The sequence below is a fragment of the Microbacterium sp. 8M genome, assembly GCF_902506375.1.
GTDB lineage: Bacteria > Actinomycetota > Actinomycetes > Actinomycetales > Microbacteriaceae > Microbacterium.
Genome location: NZ_LR733284.1, coordinates 1,207,472 through 1,221,766 on the forward strand (window position 1 = coordinate 1,207,472; position 14,295 = coordinate 1,221,766).

Annotated in this window: 15 protein-coding genes; 8 read left to right on the forward strand and 7 right to left on the reverse strand. The window is 72.0% G+C overall.

Going from position 1 to position 14,295, the window contains the following annotated elements:
* Nucleotides 1-52: 52 nt before the first annotated feature.
* Nucleotides 53-1,012, reverse strand: coding sequence for an intradiol ring-cleavage dioxygenase (locus AERO9AM_RS05705; protein WP_159575272.1), 960 nt, complete (start codon nt 1,010-1,012; stop codon nt 53-55).
* 149 nt (nt 1,013-1,161) lie between these two features.
* Between AERO9AM_RS05705 and AERO9AM_RS05710 the strand changes: the two genes are divergently transcribed.
* The gene (locus tag AERO9AM_RS05710) at nt 1,162-1,905 is read left to right on the forward strand and encodes a phosphoglyceromutase (RefSeq protein WP_159575273.1); all 744 of its coding nucleotides are present in this window, start codon (nt 1,162-1,164) and stop codon (nt 1,903-1,905) included.
* 147 nt (nt 1,906-2,052) lie between these two features.
* Here the strand turns inward: AERO9AM_RS05710 and phoU are convergent, their stop codons facing one another.
* Entirely contained in the window at nt 2,053-2,763 is a 711-nt protein-coding gene (gene phoU, locus AERO9AM_RS05715) for a phosphate signaling complex protein PhoU (RefSeq protein WP_159575274.1), read from the reverse strand.
* A gap of 230 nt (nt 2,764-2,993) precedes the next feature.
* Here phoU and AERO9AM_RS05720 point away from each other — a divergent pair, with 230 nt between their 5' ends.
* Both AERO9AM_RS05720 and AERO9AM_RS05725 read left to right on the forward strand, forming a co-directional pair.
* Nucleotides 2,994-4,262, forward strand: a complete 1,269-nt coding sequence (locus tag AERO9AM_RS05720; RefSeq protein ID WP_159575275.1) for a sensor histidine kinase — start codon at nt 2,994-2,996, stop codon at nt 4,260-4,262.
* Nucleotides 4,259-4,942: a response regulator transcription factor gene (locus tag AERO9AM_RS05725; RefSeq protein ID WP_159575276.1), complete on the forward strand. Its 684-nt coding sequence runs from the start codon at nt 4,259-4,261 to the stop codon at nt 4,940-4,942. The genes AERO9AM_RS05720 and AERO9AM_RS05725 overlap by 4 nt, the downstream gene beginning before the upstream one ends.
* Before the next feature lie 66 nt (nt 4,943-5,008).
* Here the strand turns inward: AERO9AM_RS05725 and AERO9AM_RS05730 are convergent, their stop codons facing one another.
* Entirely contained in the window at nt 5,009-5,557 is a 549-nt protein-coding gene (locus AERO9AM_RS05730; RefSeq protein ID WP_159575277.1) for a DNA modification methylase, read from the reverse strand.
* A gap of 167 nt (nt 5,558-5,724) precedes the next feature.
* On the opposite strand from AERO9AM_RS05730, the gene AERO9AM_RS05735 reads away from it, so the two are divergent.
* The gene (locus AERO9AM_RS05735; protein WP_159575278.1) at nt 5,725-6,207 is read left to right on the forward strand and encodes a CarD family transcriptional regulator; all 483 of its coding nucleotides are present in this window, start codon (nt 5,725-5,727) and stop codon (nt 6,205-6,207) included.
* A 64-nt stretch (nt 6,208-6,271) separates the two neighbouring features.
* Here the strand turns inward: AERO9AM_RS05735 and AERO9AM_RS05740 are convergent, their stop codons facing one another.
* The 4 genes from AERO9AM_RS05740 to AERO9AM_RS05755 form a co-directional block, all read right to left on the reverse strand.
* Nucleotides 6,272-7,090 (reverse strand): ABC transporter permease, encoded by an 819-nt coding sequence (locus AERO9AM_RS05740; RefSeq protein ID WP_159575279.1) that lies wholly within the window; start codon nt 7,088-7,090, stop codon nt 6,272-6,274.
* Nucleotides 7,087-8,103, reverse strand: a complete 1,017-nt coding sequence (locus AERO9AM_RS05745) for an ABC transporter ATP-binding protein (RefSeq protein ID WP_159575280.1) — start codon at nt 8,101-8,103, stop codon at nt 7,087-7,089. The genes AERO9AM_RS05740 and AERO9AM_RS05745 overlap by 4 nt, the downstream gene beginning before the upstream one ends.
* Before the next feature lie 94 nt (nt 8,104-8,197).
* Nucleotides 8,198-9,085 (reverse strand): permease prefix domain 1-containing protein, encoded by an 888-nt coding sequence (locus AERO9AM_RS05750; RefSeq protein WP_159575281.1) that lies wholly within the window; start codon nt 9,083-9,085, stop codon nt 8,198-8,200.
* Nucleotides 9,086-9,089: 4 nt separating this feature from the next.
* Nucleotides 9,090-9,431: a PadR family transcriptional regulator gene (locus tag AERO9AM_RS05755; protein ID WP_159575282.1), complete on the reverse strand. Its 342-nt coding sequence runs from the start codon at nt 9,429-9,431 to the stop codon at nt 9,090-9,092.
* Between the two features lie 86 nt (nt 9,432-9,517).
* Here AERO9AM_RS05755 and ispD point away from each other — a divergent pair, with 86 nt between their 5' ends.
* The 4 genes from ispD to rlmB all read left to right on the forward strand — a co-directional run bounded on the left by ispD (nt 9,518) and on the right by rlmB (nt 14,270).
* Nucleotides 9,518-10,732 (forward strand): 2-C-methyl-D-erythritol 4-phosphate cytidylyltransferase, encoded by a 1,215-nt coding sequence (gene ispD, locus AERO9AM_RS05760; RefSeq protein WP_159575283.1) that lies wholly within the window; start codon nt 9,518-9,520, stop codon nt 10,730-10,732.
* 101 nt (nt 10,733-10,833) lie between these two features.
* Nucleotides 10,834-11,811 carry a zinc-binding dehydrogenase gene (locus AERO9AM_RS05765; RefSeq protein WP_159575284.1) on the forward strand — a complete coding sequence of 326 codons (978 nt, stop codon included), beginning with the start codon at nt 10,834-10,836 and terminating at the stop codon, nt 11,809-11,811.
* Nucleotides 11,812-11,854: 43 nt separating this feature from the next.
* On the forward strand, nt 11,855-13,267 hold the full coding sequence (gene cysS, locus AERO9AM_RS05770; RefSeq protein WP_159575285.1) for a cysteine--tRNA ligase: 1,413 nt from the start codon (nt 11,855-11,857) through the stop codon (nt 13,265-13,267).
* On the forward strand, nt 13,260-14,270 hold the full coding sequence (rlmB, locus tag AERO9AM_RS05775; RefSeq protein WP_159575286.1) for a 23S rRNA (guanosine(2251)-2'-O)-methyltransferase RlmB: 1,011 nt from the start codon (nt 13,260-13,262) through the stop codon (nt 14,268-14,270). Before cysS ends, rlmB begins: the two co-directional genes overlap by 8 nt.
* Nucleotides 14,271-14,295 lie beyond the last annotated feature (25 nt).

The window sequence follows — 14,295 nt, forward strand, 5'->3', positions numbered from 1 at the left end:
TGAGACCTGCCCGCCGCGGCGGACGTGCCCGCGCGCACGGAATAGCCGCGGCTCAGCGCGGAGCGCCGCCCATCGAGCCGCCGGTGGGTGCGGTCCGGATGTCCACCCGCACCGTCAGTGACGCGGTGTAGCCCTTCGACGTGTCGCCGGTGACGGCGGCCAGCTGAAGGGCGCCGCCGTCGTCGCCGAAGACGTTGTCCGAGGTCAGCGACGTCCGGGCCAGGTTCTGCGCCGACCCGTCGTAACCGCTCGTCGCATACACGGCGTCGCAGGCCGCCTGCGGCAGGGCGAGCTGGGACGTCGCGATCGCGTTCGCGGCGTCGGTGACGTCCGCTGCCGTGCGGTACACCTCGAAATGGATGTGCGGCCATCGGCCCGAGTAGCAGCCGGGGAAGACCGACGTGAACGTCACGCGCCCGTCCGCGTCGGCCACCTGCACCCCGCGCAGATAGGTCTCGTTCTCCACGCCGTCGGAGTACATCGAGTACCGGCCGGCGGCGTCGCAGTGCCAGGCGTACACGGCCACGCCCGTGAACGGCGCGTCGCCGTTCGCCATGTCGAGGATGCTCAGGGTGAACGTCAGGGGGATCCCCGCCGCGGTGCTGCCGCCGCCGATCGAGGAGCGGATGTCCTGGCGCACGATCCCGGACTCGGCCAGCGCGTCGGGGCCGTTCGAGCCGTCCCCGGGGTACGGGCCCGCGGTCTCGTCGGGGATCTCGGCGGCGGGCACGGCCGTGGTCGGCGTGGCGGTGGGAGTGAGCGTGGCGGTGGCGGTGGCGGTGGCGGTCGTGGTCGGCGCGGCGGCCGCATCGGCGGTCGACGGTGCGCACGCGGCGAGCACGGCGCCGCTCGCGCCGAGTCCCACGAGGCTCAGCACGGTGCGGCGTGACATCAGCGTGCGCAGGTCGAACGGCGCCCCCTGATCGACGACCTCCTCGTCCGGGCGGTCGAGCAGGCGGCCCTCGTAGGCGGGGCCCTGCGGGGTGCGGGTCGGGTCGGGGAAGGTGTTCATGTCCGGATCCTCTCTCGGGGCTGACACGAGCGATCCTTCCGACCGTTCCGGACCTCCGCCTTTGCGTCTGCTATGCGCGGTCTAAGGGCGTTCGTCATGCGATGACGTCGGCTTCGGGCGCGCGCCGTGCACGCCGTAGGCTGGGGGGCATGACCCGCACCCTCATCCTGCTCCGCCACGGGCAGAGCGAATGGAACGAACTGAACCTGTTCACCGGCTGGGTGGACGTCCGCCTCTCCGAGCAGGGCAGGAACGAGGCCCGGCGCGGAGGCGAGCTCCTCGCCGAGTCGGGGATCCTGCCCGACGTGCTGCACACGTCGGTGCTCAGCCGCGCGATCCAGACCGCGAACATCGCGCTCGACGCGGCGGACCGGCTGTGGATCCCGGTCAAGCGCTCGTGGCGTCTCAACGAGCGCCACTACGGGGCCCTGCAGGGCAAGGACAAGGCGCAGACCCTCGAGGAGTTCGGGCCGGAGCAGTTCCAGCTGTGGCGCCGCTCCTTCGACGTGCCGCCGCCCCCGCTCGACGATGAGAGCGAGTTCAGCCAGGTCAACGACCCGCGCTACGCGGGCATCGACGGCGAGGTGCCGCGCACCGAGTCGCTCAAGCTCGTGATCGACCGTCTGCTGCCGTACTGGGAGTCCGCGATCGTCCCCGACCTCGAGGCAGGCAAGACGGTCCTCGTCACGGCGCACGGCAACTCGCTGCGCGGACTCGTGAAGCACCTCGAGGGCATCAGCGACGCCGACATCGCCGAGCTGAACATCCCCACCGGCATCCCGCTCGTCTACGAGCTCGACGAGAACAACGTCCCGCTCGGCTCGGGCCGCTACCTCGACCCGGAGGCCGCCGCCGCCGGCGCCGCCGCCGTGGCGAACCAGGGCAAGAAGTAACACCCGATCTGACGGCGCCGAGACCCCCTCGGAGCAACGAAACCCCCCTCTCGCCACGCTGGCGGAGGGGGTTTCGGCGCTCTGCGGGGGTCTCGGTGAGCAGGGCACGAGCACGACGCAACGTGCCATGCGGCCGCACAGGTGAGGTCAGGCGAGACCGGATCCGGTCTCCGACTCGGCCTGCGCCTCGACGGCGAGGGCGATGTCCTCCTCGTCCACGGCCCAATCGCCCGTGGCCAGGTAGACGACCTTCTTCGCGACGGCGACCGCGTGGTCGGCGAAGCGCTCGTGGTAGCGGCTGGCCAGCGTGGCGTCCACGGTCGCGGTGGCCTCGCCCTTCCAGTTGTCGCTGAGCACCTTCTCGAACACGCTCGCGTGCAGCTCGTCCACGTCGTCGTCCGCGTTGCGGATCGAGTCCGCCAGGCGCAGGTCCTGCGTGCGCAGCAGCTCGGCCAGGGTGCGGGCGATCTCGACGTCCAGCTCGCCCATGCGCGTGAACGTGCCCTTCAGACCCTTGGGGATGGCGCGCTCGGGGAAGCGCAGGCGCGCGAGCTGCGCGATGTGCTCCGACATGTCGCCCATGCGCTCCAGGGAGGCGCTCACCCGCAGCGCGGTGACCACGATGCGCAGGTCGCGGGCGACCGGCTGCTGACGGGCGAGGATCTCGATGGCCTGCTCGTCGAGCGCGACGGCGAGCTCGTCGATGCGGGCGTCGTCGGCGATGACCTCCTCGGCGAGGGCCACGTCACTGGTCGCGAACGAGCGGGTGGCCTTCTCGATCGACACGGCCACGAGGTCGGCGATCTCGACGAGCTGCGCCTGCAGATCCTCGAGGGACTGGTGGAAGACTTCGCGCATGGCTGCGCACCTTTCATTCGGTGACCCCGGAACTCGGCGGGGCGGGGTCGCACGGCGGCCCGCGGCGCGGGCACAGGGCGGTGCCCGTCACGGGTCGTGACGCGCACGTGCCGATTCTGTTCGGCGAAGGTTAACGGTTGGTGCCGTGCTCGTGAACAGTAGCGCGCCAGGCGGTGCGGGCGGCGCGAACCCGCCGGATCGGGGGGTGAACGACCTCTACTCTGGAGAGCATGGACAGCACCCTGCTCGCCCTGCTCGCCCTCGGGCTCGGGGTCGTGATCGGCGCGGGCATCGCCGCGATGATCGTGGCTGCGATGCGGGCTCGCACCGCCGCAGAGCTGCAGGCGTCCAGCGAGCTGCCGGACGGGCTGACCGACGTGCTGGCCGCCATGGACGATGCGGCGTGCGCGGTGGATCCGTCCGGACTGGTCACGGCCGCGAGCTCGGCCGCCTCCCGATTCGGCATCGGCGTCGGCGCGACGCTGGACAACCCCGAGCTGCGTCAGCTCGTGCGCGCGGTGCGCGAGGGCGGCAGCGAGACGGCGACCCTCCGCCTCGCCCGCGGGGGCAGGAACCTCGACCCGCGTCTCGTCGCGGCCAGGGCGAGCCGCATCGGCCCGCGCCTGAGCCTGCTCATCATCCGCGACATCACGGAGCAGGAGCGGCTCGAGCAGATGCGCACCGACTTCGTGGCCAACACCAGCCACGAGCTGAAGACCCCGGTCGGAGCCGTGAGCCTGCTCGCGGAGGCGATCGAGTCGGCCGCCGACGATCCCGCTCAGGTGCGCGCGTTCGCGACCCGGATCCAGGCCGAGGCGGCACGCCTGGGTCAGCTCACCGGCCGCATCATGAGCCTGTCCCGGCTGCAGTCCTCGGACGGCCTCGGCGAGTTCGGGGCCGTCGCGATCGACGAGGTCATCGCCACGAGCGTCGAGGCGCACGCGGTCCAGGCGGCGTCCGCCGGCGTCGAGCTCACGCGCGGCGGCGAGCGCGGGGCGTGGGTGCGCGGCGACGCGCAGATCCTCATCGAGGCGGTCGGCAACCTCATCGCCAACGCGATCGTCTACTCGCCGCGAGGATCCCGCGTGGGCGTCGGCGTGCGCGTCGACGACGGCGTCGTGGAGATCTCGGTCTCGGATCAGGGCATCGGCATCGACGAGGCCGATCGCGAGCGCATCTTCGAGCGGTTCTACCGTGCCGACGAGGCGCGCTCGCGGCGCACCGGCGGGACCGGCCTCGGACTCTCGATCGTGAAGCACGCGACGCAGCGCCACGGCGGGGAGGTGCGGCTGTGGTCGCGTCCCGGCCGCGGTTCCACCTTCACCATGCGTCTGCCGCAGATCCCCTCGCCCGAGGTCGAGGGCGACCCCGGGCGACGCAAGAAGCCCAAGAAGGACAAGCCCAAGAAGAAGCGGAAGGCGCACAAGCCGCCCCGCACGGCCTCGTCGCCCGTGATCACCACGGACCAGCCCCGCACCGATACCGGAGAACTCGTATGACCCGCATCCTCCTCGTCGAAGACGAGCCCGATCTCGCCGACCCCCTCGCCTATCTGCTCCGCCGGGAGGGCTACGAGGTCGAGATCGCGGAGGACGGCCCCACCGCGCTCGCCCTGTTCCGCGAGAGCGGGGCGGACATCGTCCTGCTCGACCTGATGCTGCCCGGCATGCCGGGTACCGAGGTGTGCCGGCAGATCCGCACCACCTCCACGGTCCCGATCATCATGCTCACCGCGAAGGACTCCGAGGTCGACATCGTGGTGGGCCTCGAGCTCGGCGCGGACGACTACATCACCAAGCCCTACTCCTCGCGCGAGCTGCTGGCGCGCATGCGCGCCGTGCTGCGCCGGGTGGTGCAGGCGGAGGACGACGTTGACGAGCGCGTCCTCGAGGGAGGCCGGGTGACGCTCGACATCGACCGGCACACGGTGGCCGTCGACGGTCAGGTGATCAACATGCCGCTCAAGGAGTTCGAGCTGCTCGAGGTGCTGATGCGCAATTCCGGACGCGTGCTCACGCGCGGCCAGCTGATCGATCGGGTGTGGGGCAGCGACTACTTCGGCGACACGAAGACGCTCGACGTGCACATCAAGCGGATCCGCTCCCGCATCGAGGAGAACCCGTCCGAGCCGGTGATGCTCGTCACCGTGCGCGGCCTGGGCTATCGCTTCGAGGGCTGAGCCGCTCATGCGAGAAGCCCCCGGATCCGATCGGATCCGGGGGCTTCGTCGATGATTGTGCGGGTCTCAGCCGACCGGGGTCTCGCTCGGGGTCGGGGTCACCTCGACCGCCGGAGCCACGGTGGAGGTCGGCCGCGGGCTCGGTGCCGGGGTCGGCACGAGCGTGGCGTAGTAGGGGAGGGTGCCGTCGAGCACCGGGATCGCGTACTTCACGCCCTCGGCGTCGCCGGACTGGAAGTAGACCTCGACGGTCTTGCCGGCCTCGGTGTCCAGGCCCTCGAAGGTCAGCGGCTCGGCGTCGTCGCCGCCGAGGCTGACGGACTTCTGGCCGGCGATGCGCACGCTCTGGGCCGGGCCGTCGCCCACTGAGATGTGGATGGTCGCGGAGTCGGCGGTGGTGTTCACCAGGCCCGCGACGAGGTTGCCCGTGGTGCCGGCCTCGTCGACGACGAAGAAGGCGTTGCGGACCTCGATCGGGCCCTTCTTGGGCACGTTCGCGCCGTCGGAGGCCGAGTAGTCGATCGTGGTCGCCTGCGGAGTGATCCCCGCGCACCCGGTCGCGCCGCCGATGATGAGGGCGCTGAGGGCGATGGACGCAGCAAGGCGCGATTTCACGGGTCCTCCAGAAAATTCACGTGATGAGCCAGCACCATTCTAGGGGCACGCGTCGTGCGATCACGGCTCGCCCCGCGTGCGCGTGAGGCCGCGGAGCGGGCAGGGGGCGCGAACCTTAGCGCATTCCCGCTGTGGTATCCTGGAGGTTGCCGAAAGGACACGACTTTATGCTTTTTGAGGTTGGTGAGACCGTGGTCTATCCGCACCACGGCGCCGCGACGATCATCGAGGTCAAGGAACGGGTGATCAAGGGCGAGACCAAGAAGTACCTGAAGCTGAACGTCACGCAGGGAGACCTCATCATCGAGGTGCCTGCCGAGAACGTCGACCTGGTCGGTGTGCGCGACGTGATCGGTCAGGAGGGCCTGGACCGGGTCTTCGAGGTGCTGCGCGCCCCGTTCACCGAGGAGCCGACCAACTGGTCGCGCCGCTACAAGGCGAACCTCGAGAAGCTCGCCTCGGGCGATGTGATCAAGGTGAGCGAGGTCGTCCGCGACCTGTGGCGCCGCGATCAGGACCGCGGGCTCTCCGCGGGCGAGAAGCGCATGCTGGCCAAGGCCCGTCAGATCCTCACCTCCGAGCTCGCGCTCGCGGAGAAGATCGACGAGGAGAAGGCCGGATCGCTGCTCGACGAGGTCCTCGCCTCCTGAGTTCTGTCGAAGAAGGGGTGGAAGCCGTGCGGCCTCCACCCCTTCTTCGCGCCCGCGCGCAGCCTCAGATCGAGCGCTGGTAGCTGCGGATCGCGCGGAGCGCCCACGTGAATGCGAGGGCGGCCAGCAGCGCGAGACCGCCCGCCTGCCACCAGCCGTCCGCCGGGAAGGCCCCCGAGAGGCCGCCGCGGCCGAGCTCCACCGCCCACGTCATCGGGTTGCACCGGGACACGTTCTGCACCCACTCCGGCATCGCCGCGGCGGGCATCATCGTGGTCGACAGGAACGTCGCCGGAAGCACGATTAGCTGCGACAGGCTGATGAGCGCGATCTGGCTGCGCGCCGTGAGCGCGACGGCCGTCGACGCGCAGCAGAACGTCGTCGCGAGCAGCGTCGCCACGCCCAGCGCGACGAGCATGCCGATCAGGCCGCCCGGGTAGCGCGCGCCGCCGAGCCAGCCGATGCCGAGCACGACCAGGGACTGCACCACGTTGATGATGAGTTGCTGCAGCAGCTGCCCGGCGATGATCGCGGAGCGCCGCAGCGGCGAGGTGAGGTACTGGTCCATGACGCCCGAGTCGATGTCCTCGATGTAGCCGGTCCCCGCCCAGGCACCGGAGTACAGCACGGTCATCATCAGGATCCCCGGGACGAGGTAGTCGATGTACCCGTGCCCGCCGAACTGCGGCAATGCGCCCAGCGTGCGGAACACCTGCCCGAACAGCAGGATCCAGATCACGGGCTGGATGAGGCTCATGACAGGGCCCCAGGCCTGACGGATCGACACGAGGGACCAGCGCCGCAGCACCTGGCCGGTCTGCGTGAACCAGCCGGGACTCGCGGGCGCCGCCACGCGGGCGGGGGAGAGGGTGATCGCGCTCATGCCGCGACTCCTTCCGTGAGGGCGGACGCCGCGGCGTCGCCGAAGGTGTGGCCGACGAAGTGCAGATACACGTCGTCGAGGGTGGGGTGGGACGCCGCGACCTGGCCGTAGCGGATCCCGGCGCCGTCGAGCGCCGCGATGACCGCGCCGACCGCGGAGGCGGCGTCGTCGGTGCGCGCTACGAGAAGCCCGTCCACGCCGGATGTCTCCACGAGCACGTCGCGCAGGCCGGGGATGTGCGCGATCGCCCGGCGCACGGCGACGGGGTCGGGCTCGACGAGGGTCACGCGCACGGCGTCGCCGTGCAGCGCGGCCTTGAGCTGTTCCGGCGTGCCCTGGGCGACCGCGCGTCCGCGGTTCACGAGGAGCAGCTCGTCGGCGAGCCGGTCGGCCTCCTCCATGTAGTGCGTGGTGAGCACCACGGTGAGCGCCTCCTCGCCCGCGAGCCGGCGGATCTCCGCCCACATCGCCGCGCGCGCCTCGGGATCCAGCCCCGTGGTCGGCTCGTCCAGGAACAGCACCTGCGGGCGGTGCACGAGCGCCGCGGCCACGTCGAGCCGCCGGCGCATGCCGCCGGAGTATGTGCGCACGGGCCGACGGGTGGCGTCGGCGAGGCCGAACTCCGCGAGCAGCCGGGCGGAGCGCGCACGGGCGTCGGCTCCGCTGAGCCCGCGCATGCGAGCGGCGATCTCCAGGTTCTCGGTCGCGGTGAGGTTCGGATCCGTCCCCGTGCCCTGGGACACGTAGCCGATCGCGGCGCGGACGTCGCCGGGGGCCGTGCTGACGTCGTGACCCGCGACCGCGGCGCGTCCGGAGGTGGGCCGGGACAGGGTCGTGAGGATCTTCGTGGTGGTGGACTTGCCGGCGCCGTTGGGGCCGAGCAGGCCGAAGACGCGTCCGGTCGGGACCGTGAAGCTCAGGCCGTCGAGGGCCCGGACGGCGGGTCGACGGCCGCGGCCGCGGTACTCCTTGACGAGGCCGTCGGCGACGATGGCGGTGCGTTCTGCGGGCATGACGAGCATCCCTTCCGTTCTGAGGGTTCTTCTGCGTGTGGGGGAGGGCGGATCCGGCCCGGGCGGTGATCGCCGGATCGGATCCGCCGACCGGTCAGCGGCGGTCGCCGCTGCGCGGTGCGTAGAGCATGCGGGCCAGGAGCAGCATCATGGCGGCGAGCCCGGCGACGAACGCCACGGGCGCCCACCACCAGCCGGCGGTGAAGACGAGCACGATGATCACGGCGAGCGTGACGAACCACAGCACCGCGGTGTAGATCCCGAACCGGGCGGCGGTCTCCGGCTCGGTCTCGAACCGGTTCGGCGGCATCTGCCCTGCGGCGCCGCGCACCCAGGCCTTGTGCCGGTTGGTCTGCGTCGCGCCGAGGTAGGAGAACAGGGCGATCGCGGCGACCAGCAGCACCGCGGCGAGGATGACGAGCCACAGCTGGTCCGGGGCGAGGGCGAACGCGCCGCCGAGCCCGAGCGCCAGCAGCGTGCCGGCCGTGGCCACGCCGAATCCGATCGCGCGTCCCGCCGGCAGCGGATGGTTGGTCGTGGTCTCCTGCAGCAGGGCGTCCGCGGTCACGATCCCCAGCGCGATCGCGACCACGGCGCCGAGGGCGGCGACCGCGGCAGGTGCCGCCGGGTGGACGAGCAGCAGGACGAGCAGGATCCCGACCAGGGCGCCGGCGGCCAGCAGGCTCAGCACCACGGTGCGCACCACGAACCCGGGCTTCGGTCGCACCCGGTTGCGGGCGGTGAGCGCCTCCCAGCCCTGGGCGGATGCGCTCGCGGGCTCGTCGTCCAGCAGGGCGCGCACATCGCCGAGGTCGGCGATCGCGCGCCGTGCGGCCTCGGCGGGGGAGGCGCCCGCGGCGACGAGGTCGTCGACCTGGGCCGTGAGGTTGGCGCGGATCTCCTCCTTGAGGTCCTGGGCGGCCGGCGTCATCTCGATCCCGGCGAAGGCCTCGTCCAGCAGGCGGTGGATGTCGGTGTTCATGGGTTCAGTCCTTCACGTCCAGAAGTGTGTCGATCACGCGGCGGGTGGCGACCCATGCCGCGACGTTGCTGCGGTACACGGCGCGCCCGGCGTCGGTGATCCGGTAGTACTTGCGGCGGCCGCCCTGCGTCTCGTCGCCCCAGTACGACTCGACCAGGCCGTCCTTCTCCAGGCGCCGGTAGGTCGCGTACAGGGTGGCCTCCTTGATCTCGTGGTCCCCTCCGGTCGCGTCCCGGATGGTCTTGTAGATCTCGAAGCCGTAGCGGTCGCCGGAGCGGAGCGTGGAGAGCACGATCGTGTCGGTGTGCCCGCGCAGGAGGTCCGCGGAGAAGGCGTCGTCGTTCATGTCAAGTACTGTATCAGATCAAGTACTGATTCACGCAAGGTCTTCTCCGGACCGATGGCGCGGCCGTCGGGCGCTAACGTGAGAGCGTGACCGACCACGTCCCGCCGCTCGCCCGCACCGCCGTGATCGTCGTGGCCGCAGGCTCCGGCACCCGGCTGGCGGCCGGGGCGCCGAAGGCCTTCGTTCCGCTGGCCGGGCGCACCATCCTGCAGCACGCGCTCGACGGCGTGTTCGCTGCGGCACCGGCGCAGGTGATCCTCGTGGTGCCCGCCGGGCGAGAGGCCGAGGCGGCGGCGATGGCGGACGGACGTCCCGTCCGCGTGGTCGCGGGCGGCGACACCCGCCAGCAGTCGGTCGCCGCGGGCGTTGCCGCGCTGGCCGACGACGTCGACACCGTGCTCGTGCACGATGCCGCTCGCGCCCTGACCCCGCCGGCGCAGTTCGCCGCGGTCGCGGATGCCGTCGCCCCGGGGGTCGGCGTCATCCCGGCGCTCCCGGTGGTCGACACCCTCAAGCGCGTGCACGACGGGGTGGTCGTCGCGCCGGTGGAACGGGCGGAGCTGGCCGCCGCGCAGACGCCGCAGGGCTTTCCGCGTGCGGAACTCGAGGCCGCGTACGCGCAGGCCGCCGAGCGCGGCGTCGAGTACACCGACGACGCCGCGCTGTTCGCGGCCGCCGGAGGAGCGGTGCACCACGTCCTCGGATCCGACGAGGCCTTCAAGATCACCACCCCCCACGACCTGGAGCGCGCCCGCATGATCATCGACAACGCCTCGGTCCCGGCGCTCGGGCAGGCTCGGCGACCGGTCGCAGGGGCTGTCGTCCCGCGCATCGGCATCGGCACCGACGTGCACGCCTTCGCCGGCGGCGGCACCCTCCGTCTGGCGGGCCTGGACTGGCCGGGCGAGCCCGCGCTCGAAGGGCATTCCGACGGCGACGCGGTGGCGCACGCGATCGTCGACGCCCTGCTGGGCGCCGCAGGCCTCGGCGACATCGGGCAGCACTTCGGCACGGCGCACCCCGAGTACGCGGGCGCGCACGGCGACGTGTTCCTCGCGCGCACGGCCGAGATCCTCGCCGAGGCGGGGTACGCGATCGGCAACGTCTCCGTGCAGTTCCAGGGCAACCGCCCTCGGTTCAGCGCGCGTCGCGACGAGGCCCAGCGGGTGCTCTCGGCGGCCCTGGGCGGAGCGCCGGTCGCGGTCTCGGCCACGACCACCGACGGGCTCGGCTTCCCGGGCCGCGGCGAGGGGATCGCCGTCACCGCGGTCGCTCTCGTGCACCCGATCGCCCACGGCTGAATCCCGCAGGGGCGGATCCCGTTCCCTGGCCGCACGCGCGTGCCTACGCTGGATCACGCGGCGATCCGCCGCACCCGCAGCCGTGCGAGAGAGGATCCTTCATGCGCGCACTCGTCCACTCCTCCTTCGGGGATCCCGCCGAGGTCCTGTCCGTGCAGGAGGTCCTCCTGCCCGAGCCCGGGGCGGGGCAGGTGCGGCTCCGGGTGCTGCTCGCGACCGTGCACAATCACGACCTGCTCACGGTCCGCGGCCTCTACGGCTACAAGCCCGAGCTGCCGGCCCGCTCGGGCACCGAGGCCGTGGGCGTCGTGGATGCCGTCGGCGAGGGCGTCGACGAGGCGCTCCTCGGGCGCCGCGTCACCGTCGCGGGGGCCTTCGGGGCGTGGGCGGAGTACGTGCTGGCCTCGGCGGCGGGGGTCATCCCGGTTCCCGACGACGTGCCGGACGAGCAGGCGGCGCAGCTCGGATCCATGCCGTTCAGCGCCATCAGCGTGCTGGACTCCCTGGGGCTCAGCGCAGGCGACTGGATGATCCAGAACGCCGCGAACGGCGCGGTCGGGCGCATGGTGGCCCAACTGGCGGCCGCCCGGGGCGTGCACGTCGTGAGCCTCGTCCGCCGTGCCGGCGGCGTCGCCGAGCTCGCGGCGCAGGGCGTGCAGAACGTCGTCGCGACCGATGCAGAGGACTGGCAGGACCAGGTGCGCGCGCTCACGGGCGGCGCTGCGATCCGCGCCGGGATCGACGCGGTGGGCGGCGACGCCAGCGGCCAGATCGCCGCGATGCTCGGCGAGGGCGGTGTGCTCGTGGTCTTCGGCGCGATGGCGTCGCCGATCATGCGGATCTCCTCGGGCGATGTGATCTTCAAACAGCTCACCGTGCGCGGGTTCTGGGGATCGAAGGTCGCCGGGGCCATGCCCGCGGAGCAGCGCGGTGCGCTGTTCGGCGAGCTGCTGCAGCGCCTGCGCGAGGGCGTGCTCACGCTGCCGGTGGAGGCCGTGCTTCCCTTCGAGCGGGTCGCCGCGGCATCCGAGGGCACCCTGCAGGCCGGCCGCGAGGGCAAGATCCTGCTCCGGCCCTGATCGCTCCCCGGAACTGACAGGGGCGCCCCGGTAGGCTTGAGCGGTGACGATCCGCCTCCATGACACGCGCGCGCAGGAACTGCGCGAGTTCGTTCCGCTCGACCCCTCGAACGTGACGATCTACGTGTGCGGACCGACGGTGCAGTCCGGGCCGCACATCGGGCACGTGCGGGCGGCGCTGAGCTTCGACCTGCTGCGACGCTGGCTGCAGCTGCGGTACGGCCGGGTCACGTTCGTGCGCAACGTGACCGACATCGACGACAAGGTGCTCACCAACGCCTCCGACGGCGAGCCCTGGTGGGCGCTCGCGTACCGGATGGAGCAGGAGTTCGCCGCCGCGTACGCCGCGGTGGGGATCCTGCCGCCGACGTACGAGCCGCGTGCGACCGCATCCATCCCGCAGATGCAGGAGCTCATCGCCCGGCTCATCGAGCGCGGCCACGCGTATCCGGCGGCGGACGGATCCGGCGACGTGTATTTCGATGTGCGCTCCTGGCCCGCCTACGGAGAACTGACGCGTCAGTCGGTCGACGCGATGGAGGCGGCGGAGGACGCGGATCCGCGCGGCAAGCGCAACCCGCAGGATTTCGCGCTGTGGAAGGGCGCCAAGCCGGGCGAGCCGGCCGACGCGACCTGGGGCTCGCCCTGGGGTGCGGGGCGACCGGGCTGGCACATCGAGTGCTCGGCCATGGCGCGGCGCTACCTCGGCGCCGAGTTCGACATCCACGGCGGCGGGCTGGACCTGCGCTTCCCGCACCACGAGAACGAGCTGGCGCAGTCCACCGCGGCCGGCGACGCGTTCGCCCGCTACTGGGTGCACAACGGGCTCGTCACCGTGGAGGGGCAGAAGATGTCGAAGTCGCTCGGCAACTTCACGCTCGCGGCCGACGTGCTGGCCGCGCACGATCCGCTCGTGGTGCGCTACGCCCTCGCCGCGGCGCACTACCGCTCCAGCCTCGACCTCTCCGAGTCGTCGTGGAGCGAGGCGGAGGCCGCGCTGGGGCGGATCCGGACGTTCCTGCAGCGGGCGCTGCGGACGACGGGCGACGAGGCCGGCTGGTCCACCGACGATCTCCCTGACGCCTTCGCCGCCGCGATGGACGACGACCTGGGCGTGCCGCAGGCGCTCGCGGTGCTGCACGAGACGGTGCGCGCCGGCAACGCGGCGCTCGATCGCGGCGACGCGGACGAGGCGCGCAGGGCACTGGGCGCGGTGCGCGCCATGGCCGTGGTCCTCGGCCTGGACCCGTTCGCCGACGAGTGGCGCGCCGCCGCACCCGACACGAAGACCACCACCGCCCTGGACGCCCTCGTCCAGGCGATGATCACCCAGCGCGCTCAGGCGCGCGCCGACAAGGACTGGCCCGCCGCCGACCGCATCCGCGATGCGATCGCCGCCGCGGGCATCACCCTGGAGGACACTCCAGACGGAACTCATTGGAGCATCGATGGCTAAGCCGAGCCGCCCCGGAGCGGGCAACAGCAAGAAGAAGGGTGCCATCAAGGGCACCGGGGGCCACGGCCGCAAGGCGCTGGAGGGCCGCGGGAACACCCCGAAGGCCGAGGACCGCTCCTGGCACGTCGCCGGCAAGCGCAAGGCGGCCCAGGAGCGCTACGCGGCAGCGGGCGGCAAGGGCCGCATCGGCCAGAAGCCGCAGAGCGGCGGGTCGAACCCCAACCGCCGCGTGTCCGGCTCGTCCGCGTCGAGCGACACCGAGACGGTCACGGGCCGCAACTCGGTGCTCGAGGCGCTGCGCACGAAGATCCCGGCCACCACGATGTACATCGCCCAGCGCGTGGAGATGGACGACCGCGTCAAGGAGATGCTGGCGATCGCGCGCCACCGGGAGATCCCCGTGCTCGAGGTCACCCGCCAGGAGCTCGACCGCATGGCCGGCTTCGACGGCGTGCACCAGGGCGTCGCGCTCAAGGTGCCGCCCTATGAGTACGCGCACCCTCAGGACCTGCTGGAGCAGGTGATCGACCGCGGAGAGACGCCGCTGTTCGTGGCACTCGACGGCATCACGGATCCCCGCAACCTGGGTGCGATCATCCGCTCCACCGCGGCGTTCGGCGGGCACGGCGTGATCCTGCCGCAGCGCCGGTCGGCGAGCGTGAACTCCGCGGCGTGGAAGACCAGCGCAGGGGCTGCCGCGCGCATCCCGGTGGCGCTCGCCGCGAACCTCACCACGATGCTCAAGGAGTTCAAGAAGCAGGGCGTGTTCGTGCTGGGCCTGGACGGCGGCGGCGACGTCTCGCTGCCCGCGCTCGAGCTCGCGGACCGTCCGGTGGTGATCGTGGTCGGATCCGAGGGCAAGGGCCTGTCCCGGCTCGTGACCGAGACCTGCGACCAGATCGTGTCGATCCCGATCTCCGCGGCCACGGAGTCGCTCAACGCCGGGATCGCGGCCTCGGTCGCGCTGTATCAGGTCTCGACGGTCCGCGCCGCGAAGGGCTGACACCGGCGGCCCGGCGCCGATCGTC

What these genes read in the sequence shown, in the direction of transcription:
- AERO9AM_RS05705 (WP_159575272.1), bottom strand. Translation starts at nt 1,012, where the DNA reads ATGAACACCTTCCCCGACCCGACCCGCACCCCGCAGGGCCCCGCCTAC.
- AERO9AM_RS05710 (WP_159575273.1), top strand. Translation starts at nt 1,162, where the DNA reads ATGACCCGCACCCTCATCCTGCTCCGCCACGGGCAGAGCGAATGGAAC.
- phoU (WP_159575274.1), bottom strand. Translation starts at nt 2,763, where the DNA reads ATGCGCGAAGTCTTCCACCAGTCCCTCGAGGATCTGCAGGCGCAGCTC.
- AERO9AM_RS05720 (WP_159575275.1), top strand. Translation starts at nt 2,994, where the DNA reads ATGGACAGCACCCTGCTCGCCCTGCTCGCCCTCGGGCTCGGGGTCGTG.
- AERO9AM_RS05725 (WP_159575276.1), top strand. Translation starts at nt 4,259, where the DNA reads ATGACCCGCATCCTCCTCGTCGAAGACGAGCCCGATCTCGCCGACCCC.
- AERO9AM_RS05735 (WP_159575278.1), top strand. Translation starts at nt 5,725, where the DNA reads ATGCTTTTTGAGGTTGGTGAGACCGTGGTCTATCCGCACCACGGCGCC.
- AERO9AM_RS05740 (WP_159575279.1), bottom strand. Translation starts at nt 7,090, where the DNA reads ATGAGCGCGATCACCCTCTCCCCCGCCCGCGTGGCGGCGCCCGCGAGT.
- AERO9AM_RS05745 (WP_159575280.1), bottom strand. Translation starts at nt 8,103, where the DNA reads ATGCCCGCAGAACGCACCGCCATCGTCGCCGACGGCCTCGTCAAGGAG.
- AERO9AM_RS05750 (WP_159575281.1), bottom strand. Translation starts at nt 9,085, where the DNA reads ATGAACACCGACATCCACCGCCTGCTGGACGAGGCCTTCGCCGGGATC.
- AERO9AM_RS05755 (WP_159575282.1), bottom strand. Translation starts at nt 9,431, where the DNA reads ATGAACGACGACGCCTTCTCCGCGGACCTCCTGCGCGGGCACACCGAC.
- AERO9AM_RS05765 (WP_159575284.1), top strand. Translation starts at nt 10,834, where the DNA reads ATGCGCGCACTCGTCCACTCCTCCTTCGGGGATCCCGCCGAGGTCCTG.
- rlmB (WP_159575286.1), top strand. Translation starts at nt 13,260, where the DNA reads ATGGCTAAGCCGAGCCGCCCCGGAGCGGGCAACAGCAAGAAGAAGGGT.